We start from the raw sequence: 23,539 nt of genomic DNA on the forward strand, positions 1-23,539 counted from the left end.
GAGTTGTGATCGACAGGCCGCCCCGACAAGCCCCTGCGACGACGTGGCAGAGATGCAAAGCTGCAGGGAGCGAGCAGCCCGCCAAGTCTGCCCGCGGCCCCCTCATGTTGCTTCCGCCGGCGCCGATCGGCGCCTGCTCATCCGGGCGACGGCGGCGATTGGGCGCGCACTACCGGGTCAGGCTGGCCAGTTCCGGAAACGCAACATAGGTCGATCCGGCACAAAGCTCACCGGCCTCCTCGATCAGGCGATCGAAACGGCCGTCCACGAACACCGCCGCGCGCTCTCGCGGCGAACGGTAGCTCCCGTCGGACTCGCGCGCCGCAAAGCGCAGACAGCTGACATAGCGCAGGCGGCCGCCGACGGTCCTTTGCACAGGCTCTGCCATCACGCCGTCGCGCACACCGACCGGATTGTTCAGATAGGTTTTCAGATAGGCCAGGATTTCACTGCGGTAGTTCGGCGGAAAATGCTGGCTGCCGACGCCGCGATCGCCCGTGTAGGAGATACCGCGGCTATCCTCGCTCATGAACGCCGCGGGACCGCCGCTCGCACATCCCATCAGCAGCAGCGCCAGCAACGCCGGCCACCAGCTCGTTTTCCCCATGCCCACAGCGCCCGACCCTGAAGACCTCTCCACGGGTGCTTCTAGCCCAAAGCAGGCCGCGAGCCTATCCGTCACGCCTCACACCGGCGTCAGCCGGCTGCCGCCGGCCGCGCCCAAGGCGCTCCGGCGGCAGACTCCACTCTATCCGTATCCGTGTCCAGGGATCGCCGCTCACCCGCGGCGGGTCGCCGGGGTCACACGCTTGAGGCTCAGTTTGGCGTGGGCCGACTTCTTCACGGCGGCGTGCGAGACCTTCACGTTGTGGTGATGGCGAAGGTGAGCAACGTGGCGATGCTTGTGGCGGAGCAGCGACGCATGAGGCTTGCCCTTCGCCTTGTCGACGGCCGGCTTCATCTCGTTGCTCTTGTCGCCAGCCTGCGTCCCGCCGACGGTCTTGGAGGCATCGGTCTTCGTCGCCTCGGTCTTCGTTGCATCGGGCTTGGCCGTGCCCGTGGTCTGCGTGGACTTCGCGGACGTATCGGTTTTTGCAGGACCAGCGGCGAAGGCAGGCGCAGCCAGGATGGAAGCGGCGAGCAGCGCGACGGACATTTTCTTCAGCATGGTCGTCTCCGTGATGTGAAGATCTGGAGGCACCATCCCGTCTGGATGGGCTCGTGATCATGGAAACGACGATAAGGAACCGGCGCTGAACCCACCCTGAAGTAAAGCGGGGATTTCGGTTCATCGACATGAAGGGATGGTCATCGAGATGACTAGCCTGTCATCAAGTGGCCAGTATAATGCACCGATCGCGGCGCAAAATCCGCGCAAATGGCCGGGAATATTTCGCAGCTGCGGAAGTTCTTCTCCGCATGCAGTCACCTGTTGGATCGACAACTCGGGAGATACGAATGAAAAAGTCTGCGATCAGGATCGCCACGCTGGCGCTGTTCTCGATGGCCGTGGCCTCCGGGCCGCTGCTTCTGTCTAAGGCCTATGCCGCGGGCAGCGACACCCCGTCGTCGCCGCCGGCCTCGGATTCGTCCAAGAAGAAGAAGGACAAGAGCTCGAGCATCGAAGATCCGAAGTTCCTCGCAGCCTATCGCACGGCCTACACCTCGATCTATGACCGCGGCGACTACGCCACCGCGATCGAACAGCTCAAGGCGCTGAACCGTGAGGACGTCGCCGACGTCGCCAACCTCATTGGCTACTCCTACCGCAAGCTCGGCAACTACCAGGCCTCCAAGCAGTATTACGAGCAGGCGCTGGCGGATGATCCGAACCATGTGCGCACCTGGCAGTATTACGGCCTGTGGCAGCTCGAGCAGGGCAACCGCGAGCAGGCCAGGTACCACCTCGACAAGGTGGCGCAGCTCGCCGGTACCAACAGCGCCGAATATCGCTCGCTGGCCGACGCGCTCGAGAAGCAGCCGGGCACCGGCCTCGTCTACTAAGACGCGATCGGACCAGAGCCGATCTCGACAGTGGCGCAACCCGAAAGGGTTGCGCCATTTTCGTTTGTTGATCGCCACTTGTCGGCTAAGGATGGGGGATGGCTGCAGTCCATTTTCATTTCGTCCTTTGAACGGGAGATTGCCTCGTGGAGCCCTGGCTCGGCGCCGCCCTCGGTTACATCAAGGATTGGCTGGCGTTCCAGGTCGAGGTCTCCGGCCAGCCCGGCTGTATCCTCGCGATCGCTCATCGCGGCGAGATCGTCCTGGAGGCGGCCTATGGCCACGCCAATCTCGACAGCGGCGAGAAGCTGACGCCGCGGCATCGCTTCCGGATCGCCTCGCACACCAAGGCGTTCACGGCCGCCGGCATCATGCGGCTGCGCGAGCAGAAGCGGCTGAAGCTGGACGATCCGGTCGGCGACTACGTCAAGGATCTGCATCCGGACGTCGCCACGGCCACCCTCAGCCAATTGCTGTCGCATACCGCGGGCCTGCTGCGGGATGGAAACGATTCTGGGCAGTTCACCAATGGGCGGCCTTACCTCGACAAGGACGAGTTGCTCGCCGAGTTGAGGCTCGCGCCGGCGATCGAGCCGAACAGCCGCTTCAAATATTCCAACCATGGCTATGGCCTGCTCGGTCTCGTGATCGAGCAGATCACCGGTGAGCCCTACCCTTCCTGGCTGCAGCGCGAGATCATGACGCCACTGGGCTTGCGCGAGAGCGCGCCCGACATGACGCTGCTTGGCAAAGGTGTCCCGTTCGCCCGCGGTCATTCGCGCACCGTGCCGGTGGGCCGCCGCGTGGTCATTCCCGGCGACAACCCGACCCAGGCCATCATGGCCGCCGCCGGCGTGGTCGCCACCGCCGCCGACACCGCGCGCTTCTTCGCCCAGCTCGCGCCCAACTCAAAAAAGAGCCTGCTATCCGTGGCAAGCCGCCGCGAAATGATCCGCCGGCAATGGCGCGTCCCGCAGGATATCGAGGAAGCCTATTACGGCCTCGCGCTGATGAGCGGCACCACCGCGGGCTTCGACTGGTTCGGCCATGGCGGTGGCTTCCAGGGCTATATTTCGCGGACCTCGGTGATCCCTGCACGGGAGATCGCGATCACCGTGCTGACCAACGCCATCGATGGCTGGGCGCCCGGCTGGGCCAACGGCGTCAAGTTCATCCTGCAGGCCTTCGCCACCCATGGCGCGCCCTCGCGCACCACCCGTGACTGGACCGGACGTTGGTGGACGCTGTGGGGCGCCGTCGATCTCGTGCCTTTCAACACGCAGGTGATGGTCGCCAATCCGGTGTTCATCAACCCATTCCTGGATGCCGCCCGCATCGAGGTCACCGGCCGCGATGCCGGCCGCATCGTGCAGGCCGCCGGCTATGCCAGCCATGGCGAAGCGGTGAGACGTGTCCGCACCAAGTCCGGCATCAGCGAGATCTGGCTGGCCGGTGCGCGGGTCCGGCCGGAGCGCGTGCTCCGGGCAGAGATGGAACGCAAATACCCGAAAGGCCGCCGCAAGAAGACGATATAGCCGCGATCACCGGCAGAGCGATCGCGGCATCCGGGGTCATGCTGTGCGCGACGCTCTCTCCACCGTCCTTGCGAGCGCAGCGAAGCAATCCAGAGTCGTGCGCGGGATTCGGGTTTGCTTCGCTGCGCTCGCAACGACGATGGACGAAGCCCTCCCGCATTGGCGACCTGCCTGCCCTACTTCATCAGCGCCTCGGCCTCGCCGCGGAACGCCTGCCGTGCATCGTCGCGCGAATAGAACATGTGGCCGCCCGGATAGACCACGAGCTTCACCCGCGGCGGCCGCGCGAAGGCGGGCAATTGATCGAGCAGGATCTTGGAGCCGTAATACGGCGTCGCGAGGTCGAACAGACCATGTCCGACCAGGAGCTTGAGCTTGGGATCGAGCGCGAGGATCTGCCGAAGTTCGCTGGTCGACTCCGGCGGGCTGATGCCGCGGCCGAAATCCCACGACCGGTTCACCGCCCCGCTCAGAAGTTCGTAGGATCCGTCGGGCCGCCAGTTCAGCTTGCGGGTCGTCAATTCGACAGCCGCGCTGGTGAGCGGCGCCGTCAGCACGTCACCGGAGGGATCGGCGCTGCGTGACCGGCTCGAATCCGGATAGGGATCGATGCCCAGCACCGAGCCGTCATAGCGCCCGGCGATGCGGCCGTTCTTGCGATCGAACTCGCGGCGAAACTCGGAGACGTCGAAGCGGCCGGCCAGCCTGCGGCTGACCGCCGGGTCGATCCCGGTCAGGCTTGCAACTTTGTCCGCGAGCCGGTTGGTCGCGTCCAGATCGGCCTCGCCCTTGACGAGATCGAGCAGGAAATCGCCGCTGGCGTAACGCTCGACGTCGGCGAGATCGGCGCGGGTCACCGGCCCCTTGAGCTGCTTCGCCACGGCGGCATAGCTTGGCAGGCTGGCGACATATTGCATCAGGCTCGAGCCGGAATAGTCGCGGAAATCCATCAGCGGCGACAGCAGGATCAGACCATTGATGCCAATTCCCTGATCGTGCTGCAGGTTGTTCACGATCTTCGGACCGCGAATGCCGCCATAACTCTCGGCCGCGATGAATTTCGGCGATGCCAGCCGGTCGTGCTTCTCCAGCCAGCGGCGAACCACCAGCGCCAGCGAGCGCACATCGCCATCGACCGAGAAGAAGCGCTTGCGGACCTCGTCGCCGGACGCGACGAAGCGGCTGTAGCCGGTGCCGACAGGATCGATGAAGACAAGATCAGTGAAATCGAGCCAGGTGTCGGCATTGGGCATCAGATCAGGCTTCGATGAGGGCGTGATGCTGGCCGCATCGATCGAGATCCGCCACGGCCCGGCGTTTCCGAGCTGCAGATAGGCCGAGGACGCGCCGGGCCCGCCATTGAAGAAGAACGTGACCGGGCGGCTGGCGCGCTCGGTGCCCTCAAGCTGATACGAGGTGTAGGCGATGTCGGCCTGCGGCTCGCTCTTGTCGTCGAACAGGCGGATCGATCCCGCGGTCGCGCTGAAGGACAGCGTGCGGCCGGGCAGTTCGATCGTCTGGCTGGTCGTGGAATCCGCCGGCAGCTTGTGCTGCTCGGCAGCCGACGGCGAGGCCGGCGCGTTGGCGGCGCGGTTGCCGGCGGAACCGCTGCGCGGGCCGCTGCCGGACGCCGCGTGCTCCTGCGCGGCTGCCGGCGCATCCTGGGCATGCAGGGCCGGGCCAGCAACCAAGAGCGCCAGAGCCAACACCGCCAGAGCCGAGACCGCCAGCCCCGAAACCGAAAGACTCGGCCGCACGACCATCGACTTCAAACCCGCCATCAACTCACTCCCTCAGCTGCGCATCAACGCGGTCGCGACCTCATGCAACGCATCAACCGCGGCTTGGGACCAACCTCAACCAACTCTTCCGTGATCCAGGTCACATCGGGGCGATGCCTGTTTCCCCTGGGTATGCTATGCGCTCGAACCTCTCGATCCCCTCCGACGTCCCACCACTGGGACAGCTGCGGTTGGGGACAAGGCGCCGCCGGTTGCGATCACGGAGCTCATCATGAAATTACCGACGTTCATCGTCGCAGCCCTGGCCGGGCTCGCCGCTCTGGCTCTTGCCGGGCCGCCGACGGCTTGGGCCGGGCCCGCCGCCGCTCTGGTCGAGGACGTCCAGGGCGAGGTCGCCGGCGCCGAGCTGATGGATTACGTCGCGCCCGGACAGGTCATCAAGCTCGGCCCCGATGGCGCGGTGGTCATGAGCTATCTCAAATCCTGCCGCCGCGAGAGCGTCAGCGGCGCCGGCAGCGTCACGGTCGGCCCCTCCGAGAGCAAGGTCGACGGCGCGACGCTCAAGAGCGACATCGTCAATTGCGACGCCAGCCACGCGCAGGCGACCTCCCGCGAGACCAGCGAGGTCGCGGCGACGATCGTACGCAGCGTCGGGCCGGATAGCGCGCCGGTGGCACAGGCGGTCATCTACGGCGCGTCACCGATCTTTGAAGCCAAGGGCCGCGGCACCCTGATCGTCGAGCGCATCGACCAGCCCGGCGAGCGTCAGCAGGTCGAGCTCTCCGGCCGGCAATTCAAAGGCCGCTTCTACGATTTTGCCGGCACCAGCCACCCTCTGACTCCGGGTGGTATCTATGCCGCGAGCTTCGGGCCGTCCCGGATCGTCTTCAAGGTCGACGCACAGGCCAAAGCGGGCCCCGGCCCTGCGGTCGGGCGGTTGATCCGGCTCAACTGAGACTGAACGCAGGTGGCGGTGGCGATCGGACGCCGGACGCGCGACGCGCTCGCCGTGATCGTCATCGCGCTGGCCTGCGCGGCGTTGTTTGCGTCGCCGGCGTTCGAGCGCGCCCGCGGCCTGTCGCTGGATGCGCTGACATGGCTGCGCTTCGAGGCCTTCGGCAACCGTCACGACGCCGCAACAAGTCCGGCGGTGGTGGTCGCCATCGACGAGGAGAGCTACCAGGCGGCCCCGTTCAAGGGCGCCCCGCTGCTGACCTGGACCGGCGAAATCGGCCGCGTCCTGACCGCGCTGCTCGACGGCGGCGCCAAGGTGGTCGGCTTCGACATGGTGTTCCAGACCTCGATCGAGCAGTCCGAAATTCCGCTCGGAGACACCACGCTCGGCGAGAAGACCCGCGGCTTCGACCGCGATTTCCTGCGCGCGCTGGCGGCTGCCGCCGGCGGCGGCAAGGTCGTGCTCGGTGAGATCTTCGGCGAGCCGCCGATCCTGCCCGCTCCCGGCCAGCGCATCGCGGTGCGCCAGCAGCAAAATCTACGACCGCTCAACACCTACACCGACAGCGACGATGTCGTCCGCCGGCACCCGCTGACGCTGTCGGCCGAAGGCAAGGCTGTGCCGAGCATGGCGCTGGAATTGGCGGCGCGCAGCCTCGGGCTCGCGCCGCGCATTGCGCCCGATGGCGTGACGCTCGGCGACTACACGGTCCCCGGCAGCGTGGCGGGCACCATGACGCTGAATTTCGCCGGTGGCGCGCAGGATATCCCGACCTATTCCTTCGCCGATTTGCGGAGCTGCGCGCTGAACGGTGACAAGGACTATTTCCGCCGCGAGTTTGCCGGCAAGGTCGTCCTGATCGGCACCGTCGGCATCGAGGATCGCCGGCTGACCTCCAAGCGGTTCGCGACCCGGGCGGAAGGAGCGCGGCGGCCCCGCTGCGTGCTGGGCGAGCGCGCGGTGCCGCAGAGCTTCGCGCGCAGCACGATTGCCGGCGTCTACATCCACGCGACCGCGGTGAACAATTTGGTGCGGCAGGATGCCGCGATCGAGCTGAAGCGGCCGGCGGTGGTCGCGATCGCCACCGCGCTGGCGCTGTTGGCCGCGGCGCTCGCCCGCGTGCTGCGGCCGGCCTCTGCCGCCGCGATCCTGGCGTTGCTGGCCGTCCTCTACACCGCGCTGGCCACCGCCCTCTTCAATCACGCTTATGCGCTGCCGCTTGCGGAGCCGCTCGCAGCCGGCGTGCTCGCGCTGGCGGCCACCACCGGCTATCGCTTCATGGTCACCGACAAGGACCGCAGGCTGCTGCAGAAGAGCTTCGCGTATTATCTGGCGCCGCGCGAGATCGAGCGCATGCTGGCCTCGCGCCGCCTGCCGCAGCTCGGCGGGGAGACCCGCGAGGTCACCGTGTTCTTTTCGGACATTGAGGGCTTCTCACGCATCGCCGAGCAGATGTCGCCGGAACAGCTGATGGCGTTGACCAACGAATATCTGTCGGCGATCACGGACGTGATCGAAAGCCATGACGGCTATGTCGACAAATATATCGGCGACTCCGTGGTCGCGATGTTCGGTGCGCCGCTCGATGACCCCGACCATGCGCGAAGCGCCGCGCGGGCCGCGCTCGACTGCCGGGCCAGGCTCGCCGAGCTGAACCGCACATCGACGGCGTTCCAGGGCATCAAGGTGGCGCAGCGCATCGGCATCAACAGCGGCGCCGCGCTGGTCGGCAATTTCGGCTCGCAACGGCGTTTCAACTATTCGGTCATGAGCGATGCCGTGAACGTGGCCTCGCGGCTCGAAGGCGCCAACAAGTTCTACGGCACCACGATCATCGCCTCCGACAGCACCGTAAAGCTCGCGGGCGACGAATTCGCCTGGCGCGAGCTCGACACGATCCGCGTCAAAGGACGTGAGCAGTCGCTGAGCATCTACGAGCTGCATGGCCGCGCCGACGCGCTGACGCCTCAGGACCGCCGCCTGCTCGACGGCTACGCCGCCGGTCTTGCACATTGGCGCGCCGGAGAGCTTGCGCAGGCTGGGGAGTGCTTTGCTGCTGCCGCAGCGGTCGACACGCCCAGCGCGCTGTTTGCCGCCCGCGTCACCGCCGCCTGTCAGGCCGGCCCCGCCGCCTGGGACCCAGTGCGCGCGCTGCAGGAGAAATGAGAGTTTTTTGAAATGACAGGCTTACGAAATGACAGGCCGATGACATGCTCTTGGCCGAAATGAGTGCCAGCCGGCGCTCAACGCGCTTGCGTCGGCGTCGTCATTCGGCCACGCCGACGTTCCGCCGCCGCATTGCCGCCCTACCGCTCCCGATGGACAAGGACCGCCAAGGTCGGCTAGACGACACGGCGCCTTACCGGCAACCGACCAGCGAGCCCTGCGACGCATGACCACGCCCAAGCGATATGAGCGGATCGCCTTCGTCGCGAGCCCTAGTGCCGAGGCCCAGGCCGCGCTGGCGCAGCTCACCGCCCTCTATGGCAATGCCGATCCGGATCTCGCCGAGGTGGTGGTCGCGCTTGGGGGCGACGGCCTGATGCTGCAGACGCTGCACGACCATATGCGCTCGGGGAAGCCGATCTACGGCATGCATCGCGGCACGGTCGGCTTCCTGATGAACGAATTCAGCACGCACGACCTGCATGGGCGGCTGGCGGCGGCGCAGGAATCGGTGATCCACCCGCTTTTGATGCGGGCCACCGACGCCAGCGGCGTGGTTCACATTCATCACGCCATCAACGAGGTCTATCTGTTCCGCCAGACCGCGCAGACCGCGCGGCTGCGCATTCTGATCGACGAGCGCGAGCGCATGCCGGAGCTGATCGCCGATGGCGTGCTGGTGGCGACCCCGGCGGGCTCCACCGCCTATAATCTCTCGGTGCAGGGTCCGATCCTGCCGATCAATGCAGCACTGCTGGCGCTGACCCCGATCAGCGCCTTCCGGCCGCGGCGCTGGCGCGGCGCCCTGCTCCCGAACACCGCCTATGTGATCATCGAGGTGCTCGAGGGCGACAAGCGCCCGGTGGCGGCGGTGGCCGACCATGACGAGGTCCGCAACGTCCTGCGCGTCGAGGTGCTCTCCGACAAGACGATCTCGATGCGCATGCTGTTCGACGCCGGTCACAGCCTCGAAGAACGCATCCTGAGCGAGCAGTTCGGGTATTAGCGGCAAACCCGTCATATCCCTGGCACGGATGGGCGACGGCCGGAGCCGGCAGGACGCGGGCAATCGCGAGATCCGGGCCGGCGTCTCGTTCGAGCCGAAATCCCTCCACGCGTCATTGCGAGCGCAGCGAAGCAATTCAGAGTCCCGCCCACGACTCTGGATTGCTTCGCTGCGCTCGCAATGACGGGAGAGAGTCGCAAGACACTGACGAGCACGGCGCACGTCGTCCCGGCGCGCCCGAAACAGCCCGGGCCGCAACGCTTTGTTAACCCGGCACTCCGTATGGTTAATGCGCGTTGACCACCGTCACCGGTGATGCCTTCAGGCCGGCCAAATGTATCGCATCGACTTCAACAAGCTGCGCTTCCTCGTCTGCGACGACAACCCGCATATGCGCCGTATCCTGCGCACGCTGTTGCACTCGTTCGGCGCCCGCGAGGTCAATGAAGCCGAGGACGGCGCCACCGCGCTCGAAATGTACACCCATTTCTCGCCCGATATTGTGATCACCGATTGGGCGATGCCGATCTTCGACGGCCTGGAACTGGCACAGATGATTCGCCAGCCGGAAGCCAAGGGCAATCCTTATGCCCCGATCATCATGCTGACAGGGCATTCGGAGAAGCGCCGCGTGACGGTGGCGCGCGATGCCGGCGTGACCGAGTTTCTGGCCAAGCCGATCTCGGCCAAGGGCCTCTACCAGCGCATTCTCAACGTGGTCGCCAATCCCCGGCCCTTCATCAAGACCAAGACCTATTTTGGACCGGACCGGCGCCGCAACACCAACACTGCCTATATCGGCCCCGAGCGCCGCGTCGGCGGCGAGGCTGAGATCTTCCAGCAGCCATCACTTCTGGATAAAGCGCGCTCCGCAGTTTGAAGCCGCGGCAGTGAGCCTCTGTTAACGGCGTCCGGGGATCGCGGACCAGCGCGCCCGCATCCTCGGCTAATGTTCACGGCACTCACAGTGCGCTGGTCGGCATATGCAGGACATCGAGATGGCGAAAGACAAAGCCCCGGCGATCCAGGTCAAGAGCTATCCTACGCATCATGTGATCACCCAGCCCAATCCGCTGAAGAAGGTGCTGAGCCGCGCCGAGGAAAAGGATCTCGATGATCCCGTCGCACGCGCCGAAGCCGCGCTCGCCGGATTGTCCGGCGAGTTCAAGTCATGGATGGACACCGAGGCCGAGCGCCTGACGAAAGCCTACGCGGCCGTGCTCAAGACCGGCTTTGACGACGACGCCTGCGAGGAGATGTTCCGCGCCGCCCACGACATCAAGGGCGATGCCGCGACCTTCGGCTATCCCGCCGCCGCCGAAGTCGCCGACAGCCTGTGCCGGATCATCGAGCATGCGCCCGACCTCGACAAGGTCCCCGCCGAACTGTTCGAGCATCACGTCAACGCCGTCCAGGCGATCGTGCATGACCACACCAGATATCACAGCCCCACCGTCGCCGCCGAGCTGAGCCGGCGGCTCCGCCGCGTCGCCGACGATTACCTGATCCAGGTGAATCGCAACCGCCCGGAGCATCTGGAAGCGATTCTGGCCCCGAGCCTGGTGCCGAGCGATCTTCCCTAGATTGACGGGCAGCGCATCGGCGCATCGCCACGGAAGATTTCTGGATTGCAGCGCTCGCAATGATGATGGGCAGACTGCGTAGATGGGGTAACGGGCCGACCACGCGAACGCGCTCCCAAATAGCGCCGGAGTGAGCGTGCCGCTCGGGTGGTCGGCCCGTTACCCCATCTACGGCATGGAGCCACGCCTCAGGCCGCGATCAGGCCGAACTCCAGTCCGGCGACGAAATCCTCCGCGATGACCTCGTCGCAGAATTCGCGGGCCTCGTCGCGGGCGGATTCGGTGGCGAAGCGGCGCAGCAGGATCAGAAGCGGCTCGGCCGCGTCGCGGTCGGTCGCGCAATGCGTCAGCACGCGTTCGACCATCTTGCGGCGCAGGATGGCCGCGCCGCTCAACGTATCGGCAAACCCATTCTCGCGGCAGACATCCAGCGCGATGGCGAAGGCCTCGAAGGTGGTGTCGGGAATCCCGGCCTTGCGCAACAGCCCCTGCAAACTGGCGCGGCCGCGATCGTTGAGCAGCGACGACACCCGCGCGCGCGGCATGTCGGCGAGCTCCGACAGCGCGGTCTCGAACAATTCGACATTGCCCGACAGCAGCGCGCGCAGGATGAGGCCGGCGGTCAGTTGCGCCGTCGCCCGCAGATGCTGGACGAGGCCACGCAGTTCCTCGCCGCCCGACCGCGCGGCAATCGTGATCGTCGAGCGGTCGCGCGCCTCGCTGGTGATGCGCCCTGCCCGGTCGGCGCTGAGCCAGTTCCGGGCGACCACGAACTGCGCCAGAGTCTCGGAGAGCTTGTCGACCAGCGCCGCACGGGTCGCGGCGGGCAAATCGTCCAGCACCAGCATGGCTTCGCGGATCGCGGCGAGATGGCCGTGGCGCTCGACGATGCGGTCCCAGGAGAACGGCGGCAGTTCAGCATAGGCGTTCTCGATCAGCTCGAGCGCGGCCGCCGCGCTGCCGACTTCGGCGATGGCGGCACAGACCGGCGCCGGCAGGCCGATGCGCCGCGCCACCGCGCATTGGGTTTCAGAATTGCCGGTCGCGACGATGTCGACGAGGTCGGCATCGATCAACAGCGGCGAATGTTCGAGGATGATGGCCGCGACGGACGGCTGGTCGGTGGCGAGCGCCTGAACGATGGCGGCCGGTGCATCCGCCGAGCGGGCGAACACTTCCGCCATGGCCTGGCGCACCAGCGGCGACGGATCGTCGAGGAGCATCAAGAGCGCGCCTTCAGCGGCGCCCCGATCCTCATCAGAGAGATCCGACAGCAACCACGCACGGGCCAGAGCCCGGGTGGCCTCTGCCCGCTCACCGGCGGGCGCGGTTCTGACCCAACTGAGAAACTGCCGAACGATCATGGTCTTTCCGGCTTACGCAACTTGCAAAACAAGGCCACGAGGGCCTCAACAGCACCGAAAATAAACCACGACGCTTAACAAAGCGTTCACCATAAGTGACTGGTTTTGTTGATGTTTTGTTAAGACCGGGCACAATTTCTGCCTTATGATACCGCTCAATGCACCGTTTTGCCGTAATTGGACGGGGAAAATGCGGCTGCAAGCGGCGGCGCAGGGCGCAAACCGAGCGACAAAAAAAGCATCTGTTGGTCAAGTGGGCCTGCCGCCGCACGGCGATCGGCCAACTCCCTCGCCGCGCCCGGCGGCCAGGAGGATGCGCCGTCAATCAGCCAAACAACGATCGTCCCGCCAGGACCAGGACATCCCCACCCGGCGATCGAGTGCGGACCGGAACGAGATTGCTTTGGCTCTCGCGCGGGCCAACCAGCCTCTAGCCTTCGCCCGAGAAAGTCCCGCTGGGATCGCTGAACAGATCGAGCCGGCGCGACGCGCCGGCACTGCCATTGCTGCCCTCGCCCGCGGCATTGGCCGCGGTGGACGCCGACGAGCGGCCCCACAATTCGCGCACGGTCGCGGAGACCGCTTGGTTCGACTGGCCGTCGACCTGGAACAGCGAACGGAATGTCGGATCCGCCGGCCGGCTCGCGCGCGATGCATCGGCGGTGACGGCCGCACCGGACCCCCGCGCGTCCGGAAACATCGACAGGAAGGTCGCGGTGTCCGTGGTCGGCAGCGCCCCACCGCCCGCCGCATTGGCGGACGTCCCGCCGCCATAGAGCGCCAACGCGCCGCGGGTTGTCGAGGAGTTGGCCGCACCGGCATAGCGCGCGTTCAGGACCGAATAGACCTGGCCGACGCTGCGCGCCTGGCCGTCGCGATCGTAGAAGATGGACCGGTTCGCCGCAGCGGCGCTGGGAAAGAGTTGGGCCGCGGACGCGTTGGGCGTCTCCTGAGCGCTGGTGATCAGCTTCGCCGCCCCGCCGACCCCCATGAAATGCGCCATATAGAGTTCGGCATCGGTCGGCCGCCGGCCGATCTTGGCCGTCAGCTGGAAGCTGTTGGATTGCGTCAGCGCGGCCGCCATCGCCGACGACGCCTGCGGATCGTCGCGCAGCTTCATGATCGCCTGTCGCATCGCCGGATCACTGACCGTGTAGTCGCCGGACGAGGTCTTGGTGATCGCGTCGGCATATTGGCCATAGCCGAGATCAGGGCCGGCTTCCTTGACGGTGCCGAGCCAGGTCTGGTCGATGAACTGGTAGAGCCCGCGCGCCGAAGAGGTTGATGCCCCTGCGGTCGGGTTGAAATCCGACTCCATCTTGGCGGTCGACAGCAGATATTCGAAGCTGGCGCCGACGCTGTCGGCCGCCTGCTTGATCGCGCCGGCAACCCGGGCGCGGACGCCATCGAGAATCCCGGTGGGCGATGAGTTGGAGGCGTCGACCGACATGAGATGACCCGCTGTTTGGCAGACGAACGCGCCGGAAACATCAGGCAAAATGCGGCCGTTATGGTTAATGCTCGGTTAACCCGGCGGCCGGATCAGGCCAATGGACGAGCCGTGCGCCAGCGCAGGCAGGTCTCTGACCTACTTGCGATAGACCGCATCGGGATCGAACAGCCTGTCGGCATCGACGAAGACGAGACGGGCCCCGCCATCCGCCTCGGTACGCTCGACCCGGCGATAGAAGCAGGAGCGACGCCCGGTGTGGCAGGCAGCCCCAGTCTGCTCGACACGCAGCCAGACCGCGTCCTGGTCGCAATCCGTCCGCATCTCGATCACGCGCTGGGTCTGGCCCGAACTCTCGCCCTTCCGCCACAAGGCGTTACGAGAGCGGCTGAAATACCAGGCCTCGCCGGTCGCGACCGTGCGGCGCAGCGCCTCGTCGTTCATATGGGCGACCATCAGCACGTCGCCGGTCGCAGCATCGGTGGTGACGCAGGTGACGAGGCCGCCCGCGTCGAATTTCGGCAGGAAGGCCACGCCCTCCTCGCGCTCGGCTGAGGATGAAGACAAGGGAACTCTCGCTTGAAATCCGGGCGCAGCTCACCGTTGCGGCGAGCGCACCATCGACAGGAAACGGCTCTGCTCGGCCGGATTATCGCGGAACATGCCGGTGAAGCGGCTGGTGAAGGTCACCGCGCCATGCTTGGCAACGCCACGCACCGACATGCAGGTGTGCTCGGCCTCGATCATGACGGCGACGCCGCGCGGCTTCAGCACCTCATCGATGGCCGCCGCGATCTGCGCCGTGAGATGCTCCTGCGTCTGCAGGCGGCGGGCGAAGATATCAGTGAGGCGCGCCAGCTTGGACAGGCCCACCACCCGCTCGACGGGCGTATAGGCGATATGCGCCTTGCCGTAGAAGGGCATCATGTGATGCTCGCATTGCGACGTGAACTCGATGTCGCGAATCAGCACGAAATCATCATAGCCGGCGGTTTCGCCGAAAGTGCGGTCGAGCACCTCGGCCGGGCATTGATGATAGCCCTGGTACAGTTCGTCATAGGCTTCGACGACGCGGCGCGGCGTATCGACCAGGCCCTCGCGGGTCGGATCCTCGCCGATATAATTGAGCAGGGTATAGACCGCGGCCTCCGCCTCGGCGCGCGACGGCCGGGGGCGATCAGCCCGCACAGCCGCGGCCAGGAACTCGGCCGGGTCGAGCTCCGCAGCTCGGGCGTTGGCCTCGGACGGCTTGGTCTCCGGCTTGTTCGCGCGCAGTGTCTTGATCAAAGTGTCCATCTCATCTCCGTTCGACCGGCCGGAGATCCGACCGGAGTGTCACCGGCAGAGCGTCACCTTGAGGGCGTCACCTGCAGAGGTGTGACCCGCAGGCTTGGCGCTTGTCGCGCCGGACGCCTGTGGATGTGGCTGGAATTCCTGCCAATCGTTTCCATATAGTCGCAATATAGGGCGATGAAACCCGGCCGCCAAGGCCGACCGCCGGTAATTCCGGGGACGTCAGGCACATGCTGAACGACATCTACAATAAGCGGATCATCGAACTTGCCGGCAATATTCCGCGGCTCGGGCGGCTCGACCACCCCGATGCGACCGCAACCGCCCATTCCAAGCTGTGCGGTTCGACCGTCAAGGTCGACCTCAAGATGGACGGCCCGGTGGTGACCGACTTCGCCCATGACGTGAAAGCCTGTGCCTTGGGCCAGGCCTCCTCCTCGATCATGGCCCGCCACGTGGTCGGTTCCAACGCGGCCGAGCTGCGCGAATTGCGCGAGACCGTCCGCCGGATGCTCAAGGAGAATGGCGCCCCCCCGGAAGGCAAATGGGCCGATATCGCCCTGCTCGAGCCGGTGCGAGACTATAAGGCCCGCCACGCCTCGACCCTGCTGACGTTCGACGCGGTCGTGGATGCCATCAACCAGATCGAAGCCAAGGCCGGGGACAAGGCCCAGGACAGGACGCAGAGCACGGCGGCGGCGACAGCCCAGGGCTGAGGCCGCATCCAGCCCAGCCGAGCGCGACCTGGCGCTCAGAAGCTCGGCCAGTGGACGATCACCCTCTCAAATTCCTGCTTTTCCAACCGAATCTGCTTCGAACCCGACAACGGGTACTCGTAATGAAGACCGTCGCGGTCGGAGCCGGCGACCCTCAATCTCAGCTCCTGCGGGCAATCTTTTGACGAATGGATCGTCAATTCGAAGGGAATCGGGAATCTTGTCCTGGCGTTCGTGACCCTGAACGACTGAAAGGTCACGGCGCCCCTGTCGCCGCGATCTTCCCGGATTTCATCAAGCGAGAAGAACAGCAGTTTTGTCGGCCGGATTCGAAAGCCTCGAAACTGTGATCCGGGGTCCGGAAGCAGCTCTCCGCGCAACGTAGCATCGCAAGCCGCGAATGCTGCCGGCATGCCCAGACCCGCGAAGCCGGCGACCATGACGACGGCAAACGCCGCGGGCAAGGACAAATGTGACACGTCGCTCATGCCCATTGGATGGAGCCGTGGCGCAGTTCACGAAAGCGCAACGGCGGACCGTTTCTTCTCAAGTCCTGGGAGCACGACAGCCCCGGCCCTCGCTTCTGTCTGTACGACGAATCGAAAGAGCCTGAGGGGCCCGCTTATTGTTGCGGGGTCGCCGCGACCGTGGCTGGCGGCAAGGCTTCCGCCGTGCGCGACAGCTGTGCCTTGTCGCGATCGGTCGCCACCGGGAAACGGTCCTGCTGCTTGTCCTTGGCCTTCTCGGGTGCTTTCGGCGCGAGTTCGGCCACCGGCACCGTCCCCTTGGACGGCAGCACGTCGGCAATCATGTCGGTGGTGACGAGATTGGTCAGCCGCAGCTCGGCGCGCGACAGCTCGTGGAGATCCTCCCACGGCGGCACGTTCAGCGCCAGCGACAGCAGATCCCCCGCCCCGCCCATGTCGAACGTGTATTTGGCGAGACGGCCGATGTCGCGTTCGACGATCATGAGGTCCTGCGCCGTGTAGCTCGCGGCCTTGGCGTCGTCGGCACGGTCGCCCATCCAGATCTGGTGGACGCGCACATGAGCCGCGTCGGGGACGTAGCGCGTGGTGCCGGCCAGCAGCAAGAACACGCACATCGACTCGCAATAGGCTTCCGATGCCACCCGCGGCCGGTCATTGGTCCGGCTCGGCCGCAACGTCGTGCCGACCGTGGTACGCAGCTTCAGAGCGCGGAACCGCCGTCCCAGAGTGATGGCGTCGTTGACCGAACCGCCGCTGGAATCGAGCACGAGGCTCGCCCCGCTCAAATCACGCTCCCTGGCAAATTCCTCGAAATCCTTGGGCGTGTCACCGGTGACGATGCCGACCGCGCTGACCCAGCCGCAATTGGGCTCACAGGCCACCCACTCGAACCGCATCGGCAGCTTGCGCTCTTCGAGCGCGCCCCCGGCGCGCGCCGAGTTGGACATGACGGTAATCGCCCCACCGAGCACCGTCCCAAGCGCAGCGACACCGAGAAGCATCCAGCGCATTTCACGCGACCGCAGCAATTTCACGCCCAATCCGCCCCCCTCGCAAAGCTCGGTACGCAGTTCATCGTTTCCTTCGCGGCAAGACCTGACAGACTGGCCTCAAATCCGTTATTAGTCTGTCACATCCTTGTCGAGAAACGTATCCGGGCAATCCCCGACCGTCCAGCTGCGGTGTGCTGCAGCGCCGCTGAAAACCTGTCATTGTTGCATCACGTCACCACAAAAGCGCGCGAGCTGAGGTTCCTTGCCCGGGAACCGATCAAACGTTCGCTCATCGATCCGGCACGGCGCTCATGAAGCCCTCATGTTCTCATCCCGACGGCCATCCGCTGCAACCGTCTCCGGCCTTGCTGGCCCGACTCCCGCGACGCGCCGCGCGCGGGCTGATCTGGCTGTATCGCCACAGCCTGTCGCCGCTGGTCGGCTACAACTGCCGGCATCTGCCGACCTGTTCGGTCTATGCCGATCAGGCCATCGAGGCTTACGGACTATGGGCCGGCGGCTGGATGACGCTCGCCCGTCTGTTGCGCTGCCAGCCGTTCGGCACCTCCGGCATCGACAACATCCCGGCCGAAATGCCTCCCCGCGCCCGCTGGTACCTGCCCTGGCGCTATGCGCGCTGGCGCGGAGTCAACGGGCCGACTTGATGTGCATCGCAGCAGGCGGCCTCCGCGTTGCTTGATCTGCAGCAAGTCAGTTGGGCAAAAAATCGCGCTATGATGATGGCGATGAGATGAGAGGCGGCGCCGCCAAGAGGAACGCCGCCATTCGGTTCTGCATTGATGTGACACTTCCTGTCGGGAGGAAACAACGATGCGCTGGACAATCAGCCCTGGACCTGGCCGGTCCGACAAGAGCCCGGGCCATGACGGAACGGAGCACGACCCGCGCCAGCTGGACATGCTCTGCATCATCGCCCTTGTGATCGTCATCATCGGCGCCTGGCGCTATCTGGCCGACAGCACCACCCTGCCCCCGACCACGACATCCTACATCGTTCCGAGTCAGAGCGTGCATTGGTGAGGCGTGCATGAGGAGGCGACGCGCCCTCACCAGCGCGGCCAGAACATGAAATCGTCGCGGCGCGGCGGCGGCGGATACATGGGAATGAACTCCGGCGGACGCGGCGCGCGGCGCGCACGCGGCGGCTGATAGCTCGTGTCCGCGGGGCCGGTCGCCTCGGCCGAGATCGTCGTGTCGCTCGACGGCGTTCTGACCGACAGCAACAGGTTCGATTCCCGGGTCCGCCAGCGATAACCGATCCCGAAATCCAAAGGCGGCGCGTGCTCGAACAGCGCGGCATAGCCCGGTTGATATTTGTCGGGAAACTTGTCGATCGGCCCGAGATAGCGGCCGAACGGAAAGAACCGCCAGGCCCTTGGATCATAGCTCGCAAGCGGAATGCCGGAATCATCCTGGATGATCGTGGCACTGTTCTTCAGCAGCCAGCTGCGGACCTGCGAGAAGCTGCGCTCGTGCAGCAGATAGGAGGCGCTCTTCAGCAGGCTGTTGGCTGGCGCCAGCGGCTCGCAGAACTTGAGAAAGCCGCTCGCTTTCACTCCAGAGTCCGACAGGTCGGTGGAGAAGTAATCGAGTGTCTTCTCGACGCCATCGGCGCCGGCGAATTTGATGCGGGCGCCCCTGGTCGCGTTGCGTGTCGCCGGCTCGTTGCCGGCATGCAATCCACCGCTCTCATCCAGCCAGATCAGGCTCGCACTTCGGATGGTCTTGCCGGTGCGCGCCAGGAACACGTAGAGGATCGGCAGCGTCCCCTCGATCTCGCCGTCGCGCAGATCCGATTTCATGTTCTTCGTAATGAAGAAGGAGAAGCTCAGGATCGACTGCAAGGAGCGCTCGACATAGGACAGCGCGGGTCCGATGCTGCCGGGCGGCAATCTCGTGAGGTCCGGCACCGGACCCGTCGGTTCGAGCGCGGCCATCACATAGGTCGTGGCCTTCGAATGGAAGGCGTCGGCGTAGAGAAAATCCGGGCCTGAGAAGAAATAGAACATGGCCGGGCGCGGTGCCGCGAGATTGAGATCGGCCCAGCTCCGGATTCGCGACAATTGCCGCTGCTCGAGCAGGTTGAAGGCATTGTCGAGGAAGGCCGCATGGCGCCGCCACGCCGGGTCCTCCGTCACGGCGGCCAGCGGCGATCCCGCTGACGGCGCCATCCCCGCCAGCACGCGCGCGGTGTCGTCGGCCGTGACGGTCTGCGCCCGCACCGGACCGCTCATCGAGATGAGCAGACAGGCGAGGACCAGCCAGGCTTTCGTCAGCACGCCCATGCTCACTCCGATCCCGACACGGCTGCGGCGGCGGCCCGGCCCGGTCGCGCGTGAGCGAACCAATAGATCAGCAGTCCCGAGACCATGGCCAGTGCGCCGAGCCCCGCCTGCCAGGGCCGCGCTGTGACCAGGTAGTAGATCATGAAGCCGGTGACGCCGAGGAAGACCAACGGCGTGATCGGATAGCCCCAGGCCCGGTACGGGCGCGCGAGATCGGGCTTGGTGACGCGCAATGTGATCAGGCCGAGCACCGTCAGGAACGAACAGCACAACAGCGAGAACTGGACGAGATCGAGAACCGCCTCGAAGCTCTCGGTGAACAGCATCAGGGTGGCCACGGCGAGCTGAAACAGGACCGCGTAAGTCGGCGCCCCGTCGCGCGAGCGGCGCGCAAAGACCGCCAACGCCGAAACGTCCTCGCCCATGGTCATCAGCACGCGCGGACCGATCCACATCATCGCGGCGATCGAGGGAATGAGCCCGACGCAGATCATCGCGGCCACGAACCTCCCACCCGTCTCGCCGAAGATGTGAGCGCCAGCGATGCTGGCCACCTGAAGCTGGCCGGCGAGATCCTGCATCGGAACAGCGCGGAGGAACACCGCGTTCAGCGCCATATAGAGCACCAGGACGACCGCCGTGCCGACCAGCAGCGCGCGTGGCAAGGTCCGCTCCGGCGCGTGCAGCTCACCGATGATGTAGGTGGCCGCATTCCAGCCCGAGAAGGCATACATCACGAATACCAGGCCGGTCGCGAACGCGGCACTGGTGACATGGCCGATATCGGCCGCCGCAGGCCGGAACGAGACCGGTTGCGGGACCGTGATGACGTAGCCCGCGATCAGGAAGGCCACGATCAGGCCGAGCTTCAGCACCGTGGACAGCAGCTGGAAATGGCCGGACCGGCGGATGCCGCCGAGCTGCACGGCTGTCACGAGCCACACCGCGCCGACCGCGAGCATGAGCGGGGACACGCCCGGCAGCACCGCGCGGCCATATTCGCCGAAGGCCATCGCCGCGAGCGCGACCGGCGCTGCGAAGCCAACGGTCGCCGACACCCAGCCGGCCATGAAGCCGACCGCCGGGTGGAACGCCCGCGTCAGGAAATTGTACTCGCCGCTCGACCGCGGAAACATGGTGCCAAGCTCGGCGTACGATAGCGCACCGCACAGGGAGACGAGGCCGCCGACGGCCCACAGCACCAGAATGGCAAATCCGGAGGGGATGTCCTTGACCTGAAAGCCGAGGCTGGTGAAGACGCCGACGCCGATCATGTCCGCGATCACGACGGCGGTCGCGACCGGCCATGACACGGACGCCACGACGGAACTGCCTGACCGGCCCGCCCAGGTCGCCTGATCCATCTCGGATGCAGCCATCTCGATCAGGGACGCCAAGCGTCCCTTTCCCCTGCTTTCGGGCCCATGTTCCGGCCGAAGCATTCAAGCATAGTTAACGCGCGTTAAATATGGCGGGCTTCGTTCGTTGAATGGTCATGGCGAACCGATGGCGCTCGCCGGGCGCGGCGCCCTGCATCGGGCGATGCCTCCCACAATCGCGACACAATCGCGTGGTGTGTCGTCGGTGCTGCGCCAGGGTATCCTTAACGCAACCTCAATGACGCCGGCGCAAATTGAGCGAAACCGTTGTCTGCGGGCCGACATCCGGCCCGTTTCCTGGGGACGCATGATCGGGACCGGTTCGAGATCGTCGGGATGTCAGCAGCAGCGCGCCGCAGCGCGGCCGCGTCTGCGTGCCCCCCGCTCGACTCCCCCCTCTCGACGCGCAACCCTTGGCGCCGCTGCTGCGGCGCTCGGCCTGGGCCTGACACTCGGCCTCTCGTTGACACAAGGCAGCCAGGCGCCCGAGCCCGCAGCGCTGGCCGCCAATGCAGCGCCAGCCAGCGAGTTCACCTTCGAACAGCGCTTCCCGCCCCCCGAATTTCGCGATCGCTTTCCAACGGCGAGCGAAAGCCTCGCGCTTCACACACAAGCTGAATTTGCGCCCAAGCCGCCGCCCGCTCAGCTTGTGTCGCTCGAACCGCAGGCGCCGGCGCCTCCCCAGCGCGACAACGTCACCACGCTCGTCAGCATGGCGTCGTCGGCCTTTCCCTATTTCGGCAACAATCCGGCCTCCGACGCCCCCTTCCTCAACGTGTCGAGCGGCGACCGCCGCGGCCACCGCAGCTTTTCGGGGCGGGTCTACTGGCAGGACCAGACCTACAACGACAACCGCGTGCTGGTGCATGTCCCCGAACGATTCGACGCCCGCAAGCCCGGCGTGATCGTGGTGTTCTTCCACGGCAATGGGGCCACGCTGGAGCGCGACGTGCGCGACCGGCAGATGGTGCCGCAGCAGATCACCGACTCCGGCGTCAATGCGGTGCTGCTCGCCCCGCAAATGGCCGTCGACGCCGCCGATTCGAGCGCTGGCAAATTTTGGCAGCCCGGCGGCTTCAAGCGCTTCATGGATGAGGCCGCGGTGCATCTCGCCCGCCTGACCGGAGATCCGGCGAACGTCAAGACCTTCGCCAGCATGCCGATCGTGATCGTCGGCTATAGCGGCGGCTTCCTGCCGACGGCCTGGAGCCTCGAGGTCGGCGGCATCAGCGACCGTGTGCGCGGCGTTGTGCTGCTCGACGCGGTGTACGGCCAACTCGATAAATTCGCCAATTGGATCGAGCGCCATCGCTCAGGCTTCTTTATCAGCTCCTACACCCGCTATACCGCGCACCACGATCAAGAATTGATGGCCATGCTCCGCAGCCGGGGCATCGACGTTCTCGAAGGCGACGTTCTCAAGGGGCAGGATCGGCCACTGCGTCCGGGCAGCGTCGTCTTTGTCGAGACCGATGAAGCCATGACGCATCGGGATTATGTCACGCAGGCGTGGACGCGACTTCCGATCAAGGACGTACTGACGAAAATGGCGGCGGCGCAGCCACCCATCCGGATTGCCGCGAGCACGCCTGAGACGCGCGACAGATAACGACGCGCGATAGATGACCCGCACAGACGCTCAAGCATGAGCTGAGATCGCTGACACACGCTGCGGGCTTCGAAGAGAGATTTCGAACAGAGACTTTCGAAACGCAGATAAAGGCATCTCTCAAAAGAAATCACCGAACACCGAACAAGGATTGCCACCACTCAGAGATCGGCGCCGAGAGGCAATTCACGCCATATAGCCGCCATATAGCGCGTGCACGCAATGTGGCGCGGTTTGGAGTTGCATGCAAATTCCACAAGCGGAACGCGGCAGGCCAGACCTTGCCGCGCTCCCTGACTTCAATCCAGCGTCGGAACGACTCGTCCGCGCTACTGTACGTGCACGCTTACTGAATCGTGCACGCTACTGCATCGTGAAGGTGCCGGACGCCGCGTTGGTGCCCGTCGTTCCATTTCCGCTGCAATTCGGACGACCACCGGTCCCCTTATAAGCGGAGACCGACACGAGGGCGACCGGGAAGGGTCCGAATGGCCCCTGGGACTGATACTGCAAGTCGAACCGACAACCGTTCGCACCGTTCTGATAGCTGACCGAACATTGCAGATCGCTCGAAGCTGCTGATGCGCTGAACGTCACCGTGGCGCCGCTGGCGATGCTTGCCGGCGGGGAGAAGGTGGTGCTCGGCGTGCAGCTCGACGTATCCAGAGTAATAGCCGCCCCAAACGAATTCGTCACCGTGTAGTTGACGCTTACCGTCTGCGCCGATTGTGACGACGCGCTGCCAGCACCGGCAACTGCGATCGCAGCCGCCAGAGCTGCAACGCACGCCCGTCTCGATCCATACTTGTTCATTTAACTCTCCTAAGGTCCACCTTGCGCTGATCTCATGTCGATATCCGACCTCGGAGAAAACGCCATTCCATGAACTGCCACCCGGCGTTTCGCCGATCTGATCGACTCGATTGGCCGACGCGGGCAGAAAGAGAATGA

At 65.5% G+C, this 23,539-nt stretch carries 23 protein-coding genes; 11 read left to right on the forward strand and 12 right to left on the reverse strand.

What is annotated here, in order from left to right; genetic code table 11:
• Positions 1-169: 169 nt before the first annotated feature.
• Entirely contained in the window at positions 170-613 is a 444-nt protein-coding gene (locus HL671_RS19570) for a hypothetical protein (protein WP_172237681.1), read from the reverse strand.
• Between the two features lie 165 nt (positions 614-778).
• On the reverse strand, positions 779-1,168 hold the full coding sequence (locus tag HL671_RS19575) for a hypothetical protein (RefSeq protein WP_012045132.1): 390 nt from the start codon (positions 1,166-1,168) through the stop codon (positions 779-781).
• Between the two features lie 290 nt (positions 1,169-1,458).
• Between HL671_RS19575 and HL671_RS19580 the strand changes: the two genes are divergently transcribed.
• Together HL671_RS19580 and HL671_RS19585 are read left to right on the forward strand one after the other, a co-directional pair.
• Positions 1,459-2,004: a tetratricopeptide repeat protein gene (locus HL671_RS19580; RefSeq protein WP_012045133.1), complete on the forward strand. Its 546-nt coding sequence runs from the start codon at positions 1,459-1,461 to the stop codon at positions 2,002-2,004.
• 146 nt (positions 2,005-2,150) lie between these two features.
• The gene (locus tag HL671_RS19585) at positions 2,151-3,539 is read left to right on the forward strand and encodes a serine hydrolase domain-containing protein (protein WP_012045134.1); all 1,389 of its coding nucleotides are present in this window, start codon (positions 2,151-2,153) and stop codon (positions 3,537-3,539) included.
• 176 nt (positions 3,540-3,715) lie between these two features.
• On the opposite strand, the gene HL671_RS19590 is transcribed toward HL671_RS19585, so the two are convergent.
• On the reverse strand, positions 3,716-5,320 hold the full coding sequence (locus HL671_RS19590; RefSeq protein WP_172237684.1) for a S10 family peptidase: 1,605 nt from the start codon (positions 5,318-5,320) through the stop codon (positions 3,716-3,718).
• A 232-nt stretch (positions 5,321-5,552) separates the two neighbouring features.
• Between HL671_RS19590 and HL671_RS19595 the strand changes: the two genes are divergently transcribed.
• From HL671_RS19595 to HL671_RS19615, 5 genes are all read left to right on the forward strand, one after another.
• Complete coding sequence (locus HL671_RS19595) at positions 5,553-6,236, forward strand: hypothetical protein (RefSeq protein ID WP_172237687.1); 684 nt, start codon at positions 5,553-5,555, stop codon at positions 6,234-6,236.
• A gap of 12 nt (positions 6,237-6,248) precedes the next feature.
• On the forward strand, positions 6,249-8,402 hold the full coding sequence (locus tag HL671_RS19600; RefSeq protein ID WP_172237690.1) for an adenylate/guanylate cyclase domain-containing protein: 2,154 nt from the start codon (positions 6,249-6,251) through the stop codon (positions 8,400-8,402).
• A 226-nt stretch (positions 8,403-8,628) separates the two neighbouring features.
• Complete coding sequence (locus HL671_RS19605) at positions 8,629-9,408, forward strand: NAD kinase (RefSeq protein ID WP_012045138.1); 780 nt, start codon at positions 8,629-8,631, stop codon at positions 9,406-9,408.
• A gap of 334 nt (positions 9,409-9,742) precedes the next feature.
• On the forward strand, positions 9,743-10,288 hold the full coding sequence (locus tag HL671_RS19610; RefSeq protein ID WP_006612921.1) for a response regulator: 546 nt from the start codon (positions 9,743-9,745) through the stop codon (positions 10,286-10,288).
• A gap of 118 nt (positions 10,289-10,406) precedes the next feature.
• Positions 10,407-10,991: an Hpt domain-containing protein gene (locus tag HL671_RS19615; protein WP_012045139.1), complete on the forward strand. Its 585-nt coding sequence runs from the start codon at positions 10,407-10,409 to the stop codon at positions 10,989-10,991.
• Positions 10,992-11,179: 188 nt separating this feature from the next.
• Here the strand turns inward: HL671_RS19615 and HL671_RS19620 are convergent, their stop codons facing one another.
• From HL671_RS19620 to folE, 4 genes are all read right to left on the reverse strand, one after another.
• Positions 11,180-12,355 (reverse strand): DUF2336 domain-containing protein, encoded by a 1,176-nt coding sequence (locus tag HL671_RS19620; RefSeq protein WP_172237693.1) that lies wholly within the window; start codon positions 12,353-12,355, stop codon positions 11,180-11,182.
• A 430-nt stretch (positions 12,356-12,785) separates the two neighbouring features.
• Positions 12,786-13,805, reverse strand: coding sequence for a lytic transglycosylase domain-containing protein (locus HL671_RS19625; protein ID WP_172237696.1), 1,020 nt, complete (start codon positions 13,803-13,805; stop codon positions 12,786-12,788).
• 138 nt (positions 13,806-13,943) lie between these two features.
• Entirely contained in the window at positions 13,944-14,372 is a 429-nt protein-coding gene (gene hisI, locus HL671_RS19630; RefSeq protein WP_041750861.1) for a phosphoribosyl-AMP cyclohydrolase, read from the reverse strand.
• Positions 14,373-14,402: 30 nt separating this feature from the next.
• On the reverse strand, positions 14,403-15,101 hold the full coding sequence (folE, locus tag HL671_RS19635; RefSeq protein ID WP_012045143.1) for a GTP cyclohydrolase I FolE: 699 nt from the start codon (positions 15,099-15,101) through the stop codon (positions 14,403-14,405).
• Positions 15,102-15,328: 227 nt separating this feature from the next.
• Here folE and HL671_RS19640 point away from each other — a divergent pair, with 227 nt between their 5' ends.
• Positions 15,329-15,814, forward strand: a complete 486-nt coding sequence (locus HL671_RS19640; protein ID WP_012045144.1) for an iron-sulfur cluster assembly scaffold protein — start codon at positions 15,329-15,331, stop codon at positions 15,812-15,814.
• A 35-nt stretch (positions 15,815-15,849) separates the two neighbouring features.
• On the opposite strand, the gene HL671_RS19645 is transcribed toward HL671_RS19640, so the two are convergent.
• Both HL671_RS19645 and HL671_RS19650 read right to left on the reverse strand, forming a co-directional pair.
• The gene (locus HL671_RS19645) at positions 15,850-16,308 is read right to left on the reverse strand and encodes a hypothetical protein (RefSeq protein ID WP_172237699.1); all 459 of its coding nucleotides are present in this window, start codon (positions 16,306-16,308) and stop codon (positions 15,850-15,852) included.
• 128 nt (positions 16,309-16,436) lie between these two features.
• Positions 16,437-17,342 (reverse strand): COG3904 family protein, encoded by a 906-nt coding sequence (locus HL671_RS19650; protein ID WP_012045146.1) that lies wholly within the window; start codon positions 17,340-17,342, stop codon positions 16,437-16,439.
• Positions 17,343-17,605: 263 nt separating this feature from the next.
• On the opposite strand from HL671_RS19650, the gene yidD reads away from it, so the two are divergent.
• Complete coding sequence (gene yidD, locus HL671_RS19655) at positions 17,606-17,959, forward strand: membrane protein insertion efficiency factor YidD (RefSeq protein ID WP_246579698.1); 354 nt, start codon at positions 17,606-17,608, stop codon at positions 17,957-17,959.
• A gap of 166 nt (positions 17,960-18,125) precedes the next feature.
• Entirely contained in the window at positions 18,126-18,335 is a 210-nt protein-coding gene (locus tag HL671_RS19660; protein ID WP_172237702.1) for a hypothetical protein, read from the forward strand.
• 26 nt (positions 18,336-18,361) lie between these two features.
• On the opposite strand, the gene HL671_RS19665 is transcribed toward HL671_RS19660, so the two are convergent.
• Both HL671_RS19665 and HL671_RS19670 read right to left on the reverse strand, forming a co-directional pair.
• On the reverse strand, positions 18,362-19,600 hold the full coding sequence (locus HL671_RS19665; RefSeq protein ID WP_172237705.1) for a hypothetical protein: 1,239 nt from the start codon (positions 19,598-19,600) through the stop codon (positions 18,362-18,364).
• A gap of 2 nt (positions 19,601-19,602) precedes the next feature.
• Positions 19,603-20,979: an APC family permease gene (locus HL671_RS19670; protein ID WP_172238037.1), complete on the reverse strand. Its 1,377-nt coding sequence runs from the start codon at positions 20,977-20,979 to the stop codon at positions 19,603-19,605.
• A gap of 463 nt (positions 20,980-21,442) precedes the next feature.
• Here HL671_RS19670 and HL671_RS19675 point away from each other — a divergent pair, with 463 nt between their 5' ends.
• Positions 21,443-22,588 carry an alpha/beta hydrolase family protein gene (locus HL671_RS19675; protein ID WP_172237708.1) on the forward strand — a complete coding sequence of 382 codons (1,146 nt, stop codon included), beginning with the start codon at positions 21,443-21,445 and terminating at the stop codon, positions 22,586-22,588.
• Positions 22,589-22,951: 363 nt separating this feature from the next.
• On the opposite strand, the gene HL671_RS19680 is transcribed toward HL671_RS19675, so the two are convergent.
• On the reverse strand, positions 22,952-23,401 hold the full coding sequence (locus tag HL671_RS19680) for a hypothetical protein (protein WP_012045152.1): 450 nt from the start codon (positions 23,399-23,401) through the stop codon (positions 22,952-22,954).
• Positions 23,402-23,539 lie beyond the last annotated feature (138 nt).

The sequence above is a fragment of the Bradyrhizobium denitrificans genome (assembly GCF_013179005.1).
Taxonomy (GTDB): domain Bacteria; phylum Pseudomonadota; class Alphaproteobacteria; order Rhizobiales; family Xanthobacteraceae; genus Bradyrhizobium; species Bradyrhizobium denitrificans.

Excerpts from the sequence above, each read along its gene's own strand:
- HL671_RS19575 (WP_012045132.1), bottom strand. The coding sequence starts at position 1,168 with ATGCTGAAGAAAATGTCCGTCGCGCTGCTCGCCGCTTCCATCCTGGCT.
- HL671_RS19580 (WP_012045133.1), top strand. The coding sequence starts at position 1,459 with ATGAAAAAGTCTGCGATCAGGATCGCCACGCTGGCGCTGTTCTCGATG.
- HL671_RS19590 (WP_172237684.1), bottom strand. The coding sequence starts at position 5,320 with ATGGCGGGTTTGAAGTCGATGGTCGTGCGGCCGAGTCTTTCGGTTTCG.
- HL671_RS19595 (WP_172237687.1), top strand. The coding sequence starts at position 5,553 with ATGAAATTACCGACGTTCATCGTCGCAGCCCTGGCCGGGCTCGCCGCT.
- HL671_RS19605 (WP_012045138.1), top strand. The coding sequence starts at position 8,629 with ATGACCACGCCCAAGCGATATGAGCGGATCGCCTTCGTCGCGAGCCCT.
- HL671_RS19610 (WP_006612921.1), top strand. The coding sequence starts at position 9,743 with ATGTATCGCATCGACTTCAACAAGCTGCGCTTCCTCGTCTGCGACGAC.
- HL671_RS19615 (WP_012045139.1), top strand. The coding sequence starts at position 10,407 with ATGGCGAAAGACAAAGCCCCGGCGATCCAGGTCAAGAGCTATCCTACG.
- HL671_RS19620 (WP_172237693.1), bottom strand. The coding sequence starts at position 12,355 with ATGATCGTTCGGCAGTTTCTCAGTTGGGTCAGAACCGCGCCCGCCGGT.
- HL671_RS19625 (WP_172237696.1), bottom strand. The coding sequence starts at position 13,805 with ATGTCGGTCGACGCCTCCAACTCATCGCCCACCGGGATTCTCGATGGC.
- folE (WP_012045143.1), bottom strand. The coding sequence starts at position 15,101 with ATGGACACTTTGATCAAGACACTGCGCGCGAACAAGCCGGAGACCAAG.
- HL671_RS19640 (WP_012045144.1), top strand. The coding sequence starts at position 15,329 with ATGCTGAACGACATCTACAATAAGCGGATCATCGAACTTGCCGGCAAT.
- HL671_RS19645 (WP_172237699.1), bottom strand. The coding sequence starts at position 16,308 with ATGGGCATGAGCGACGTGTCACATTTGTCCTTGCCCGCGGCGTTTGCC.
- yidD (WP_246579698.1), top strand. The coding sequence starts at position 17,606 with ATGAAGCCCTCATGTTCTCATCCCGACGGCCATCCGCTGCAACCGTCT.
- HL671_RS19660 (WP_172237702.1), top strand. The coding sequence starts at position 18,126 with ATGCGCTGGACAATCAGCCCTGGACCTGGCCGGTCCGACAAGAGCCCG.
- HL671_RS19665 (WP_172237705.1), bottom strand. The coding sequence starts at position 19,600 with ATGGGCGTGCTGACGAAAGCCTGGCTGGTCCTCGCCTGTCTGCTCATC.
- HL671_RS19670 (WP_172238037.1), bottom strand. The coding sequence starts at position 20,979 with ATGGCTGCATCCGAGATGGATCAGGCGACCTGGGCGGGCCGGTCAGGC.
- HL671_RS19680 (WP_012045152.1), bottom strand. The coding sequence starts at position 23,401 with ATGAACAAGTATGGATCGAGACGGGCGTGCGTTGCAGCTCTGGCGGCT.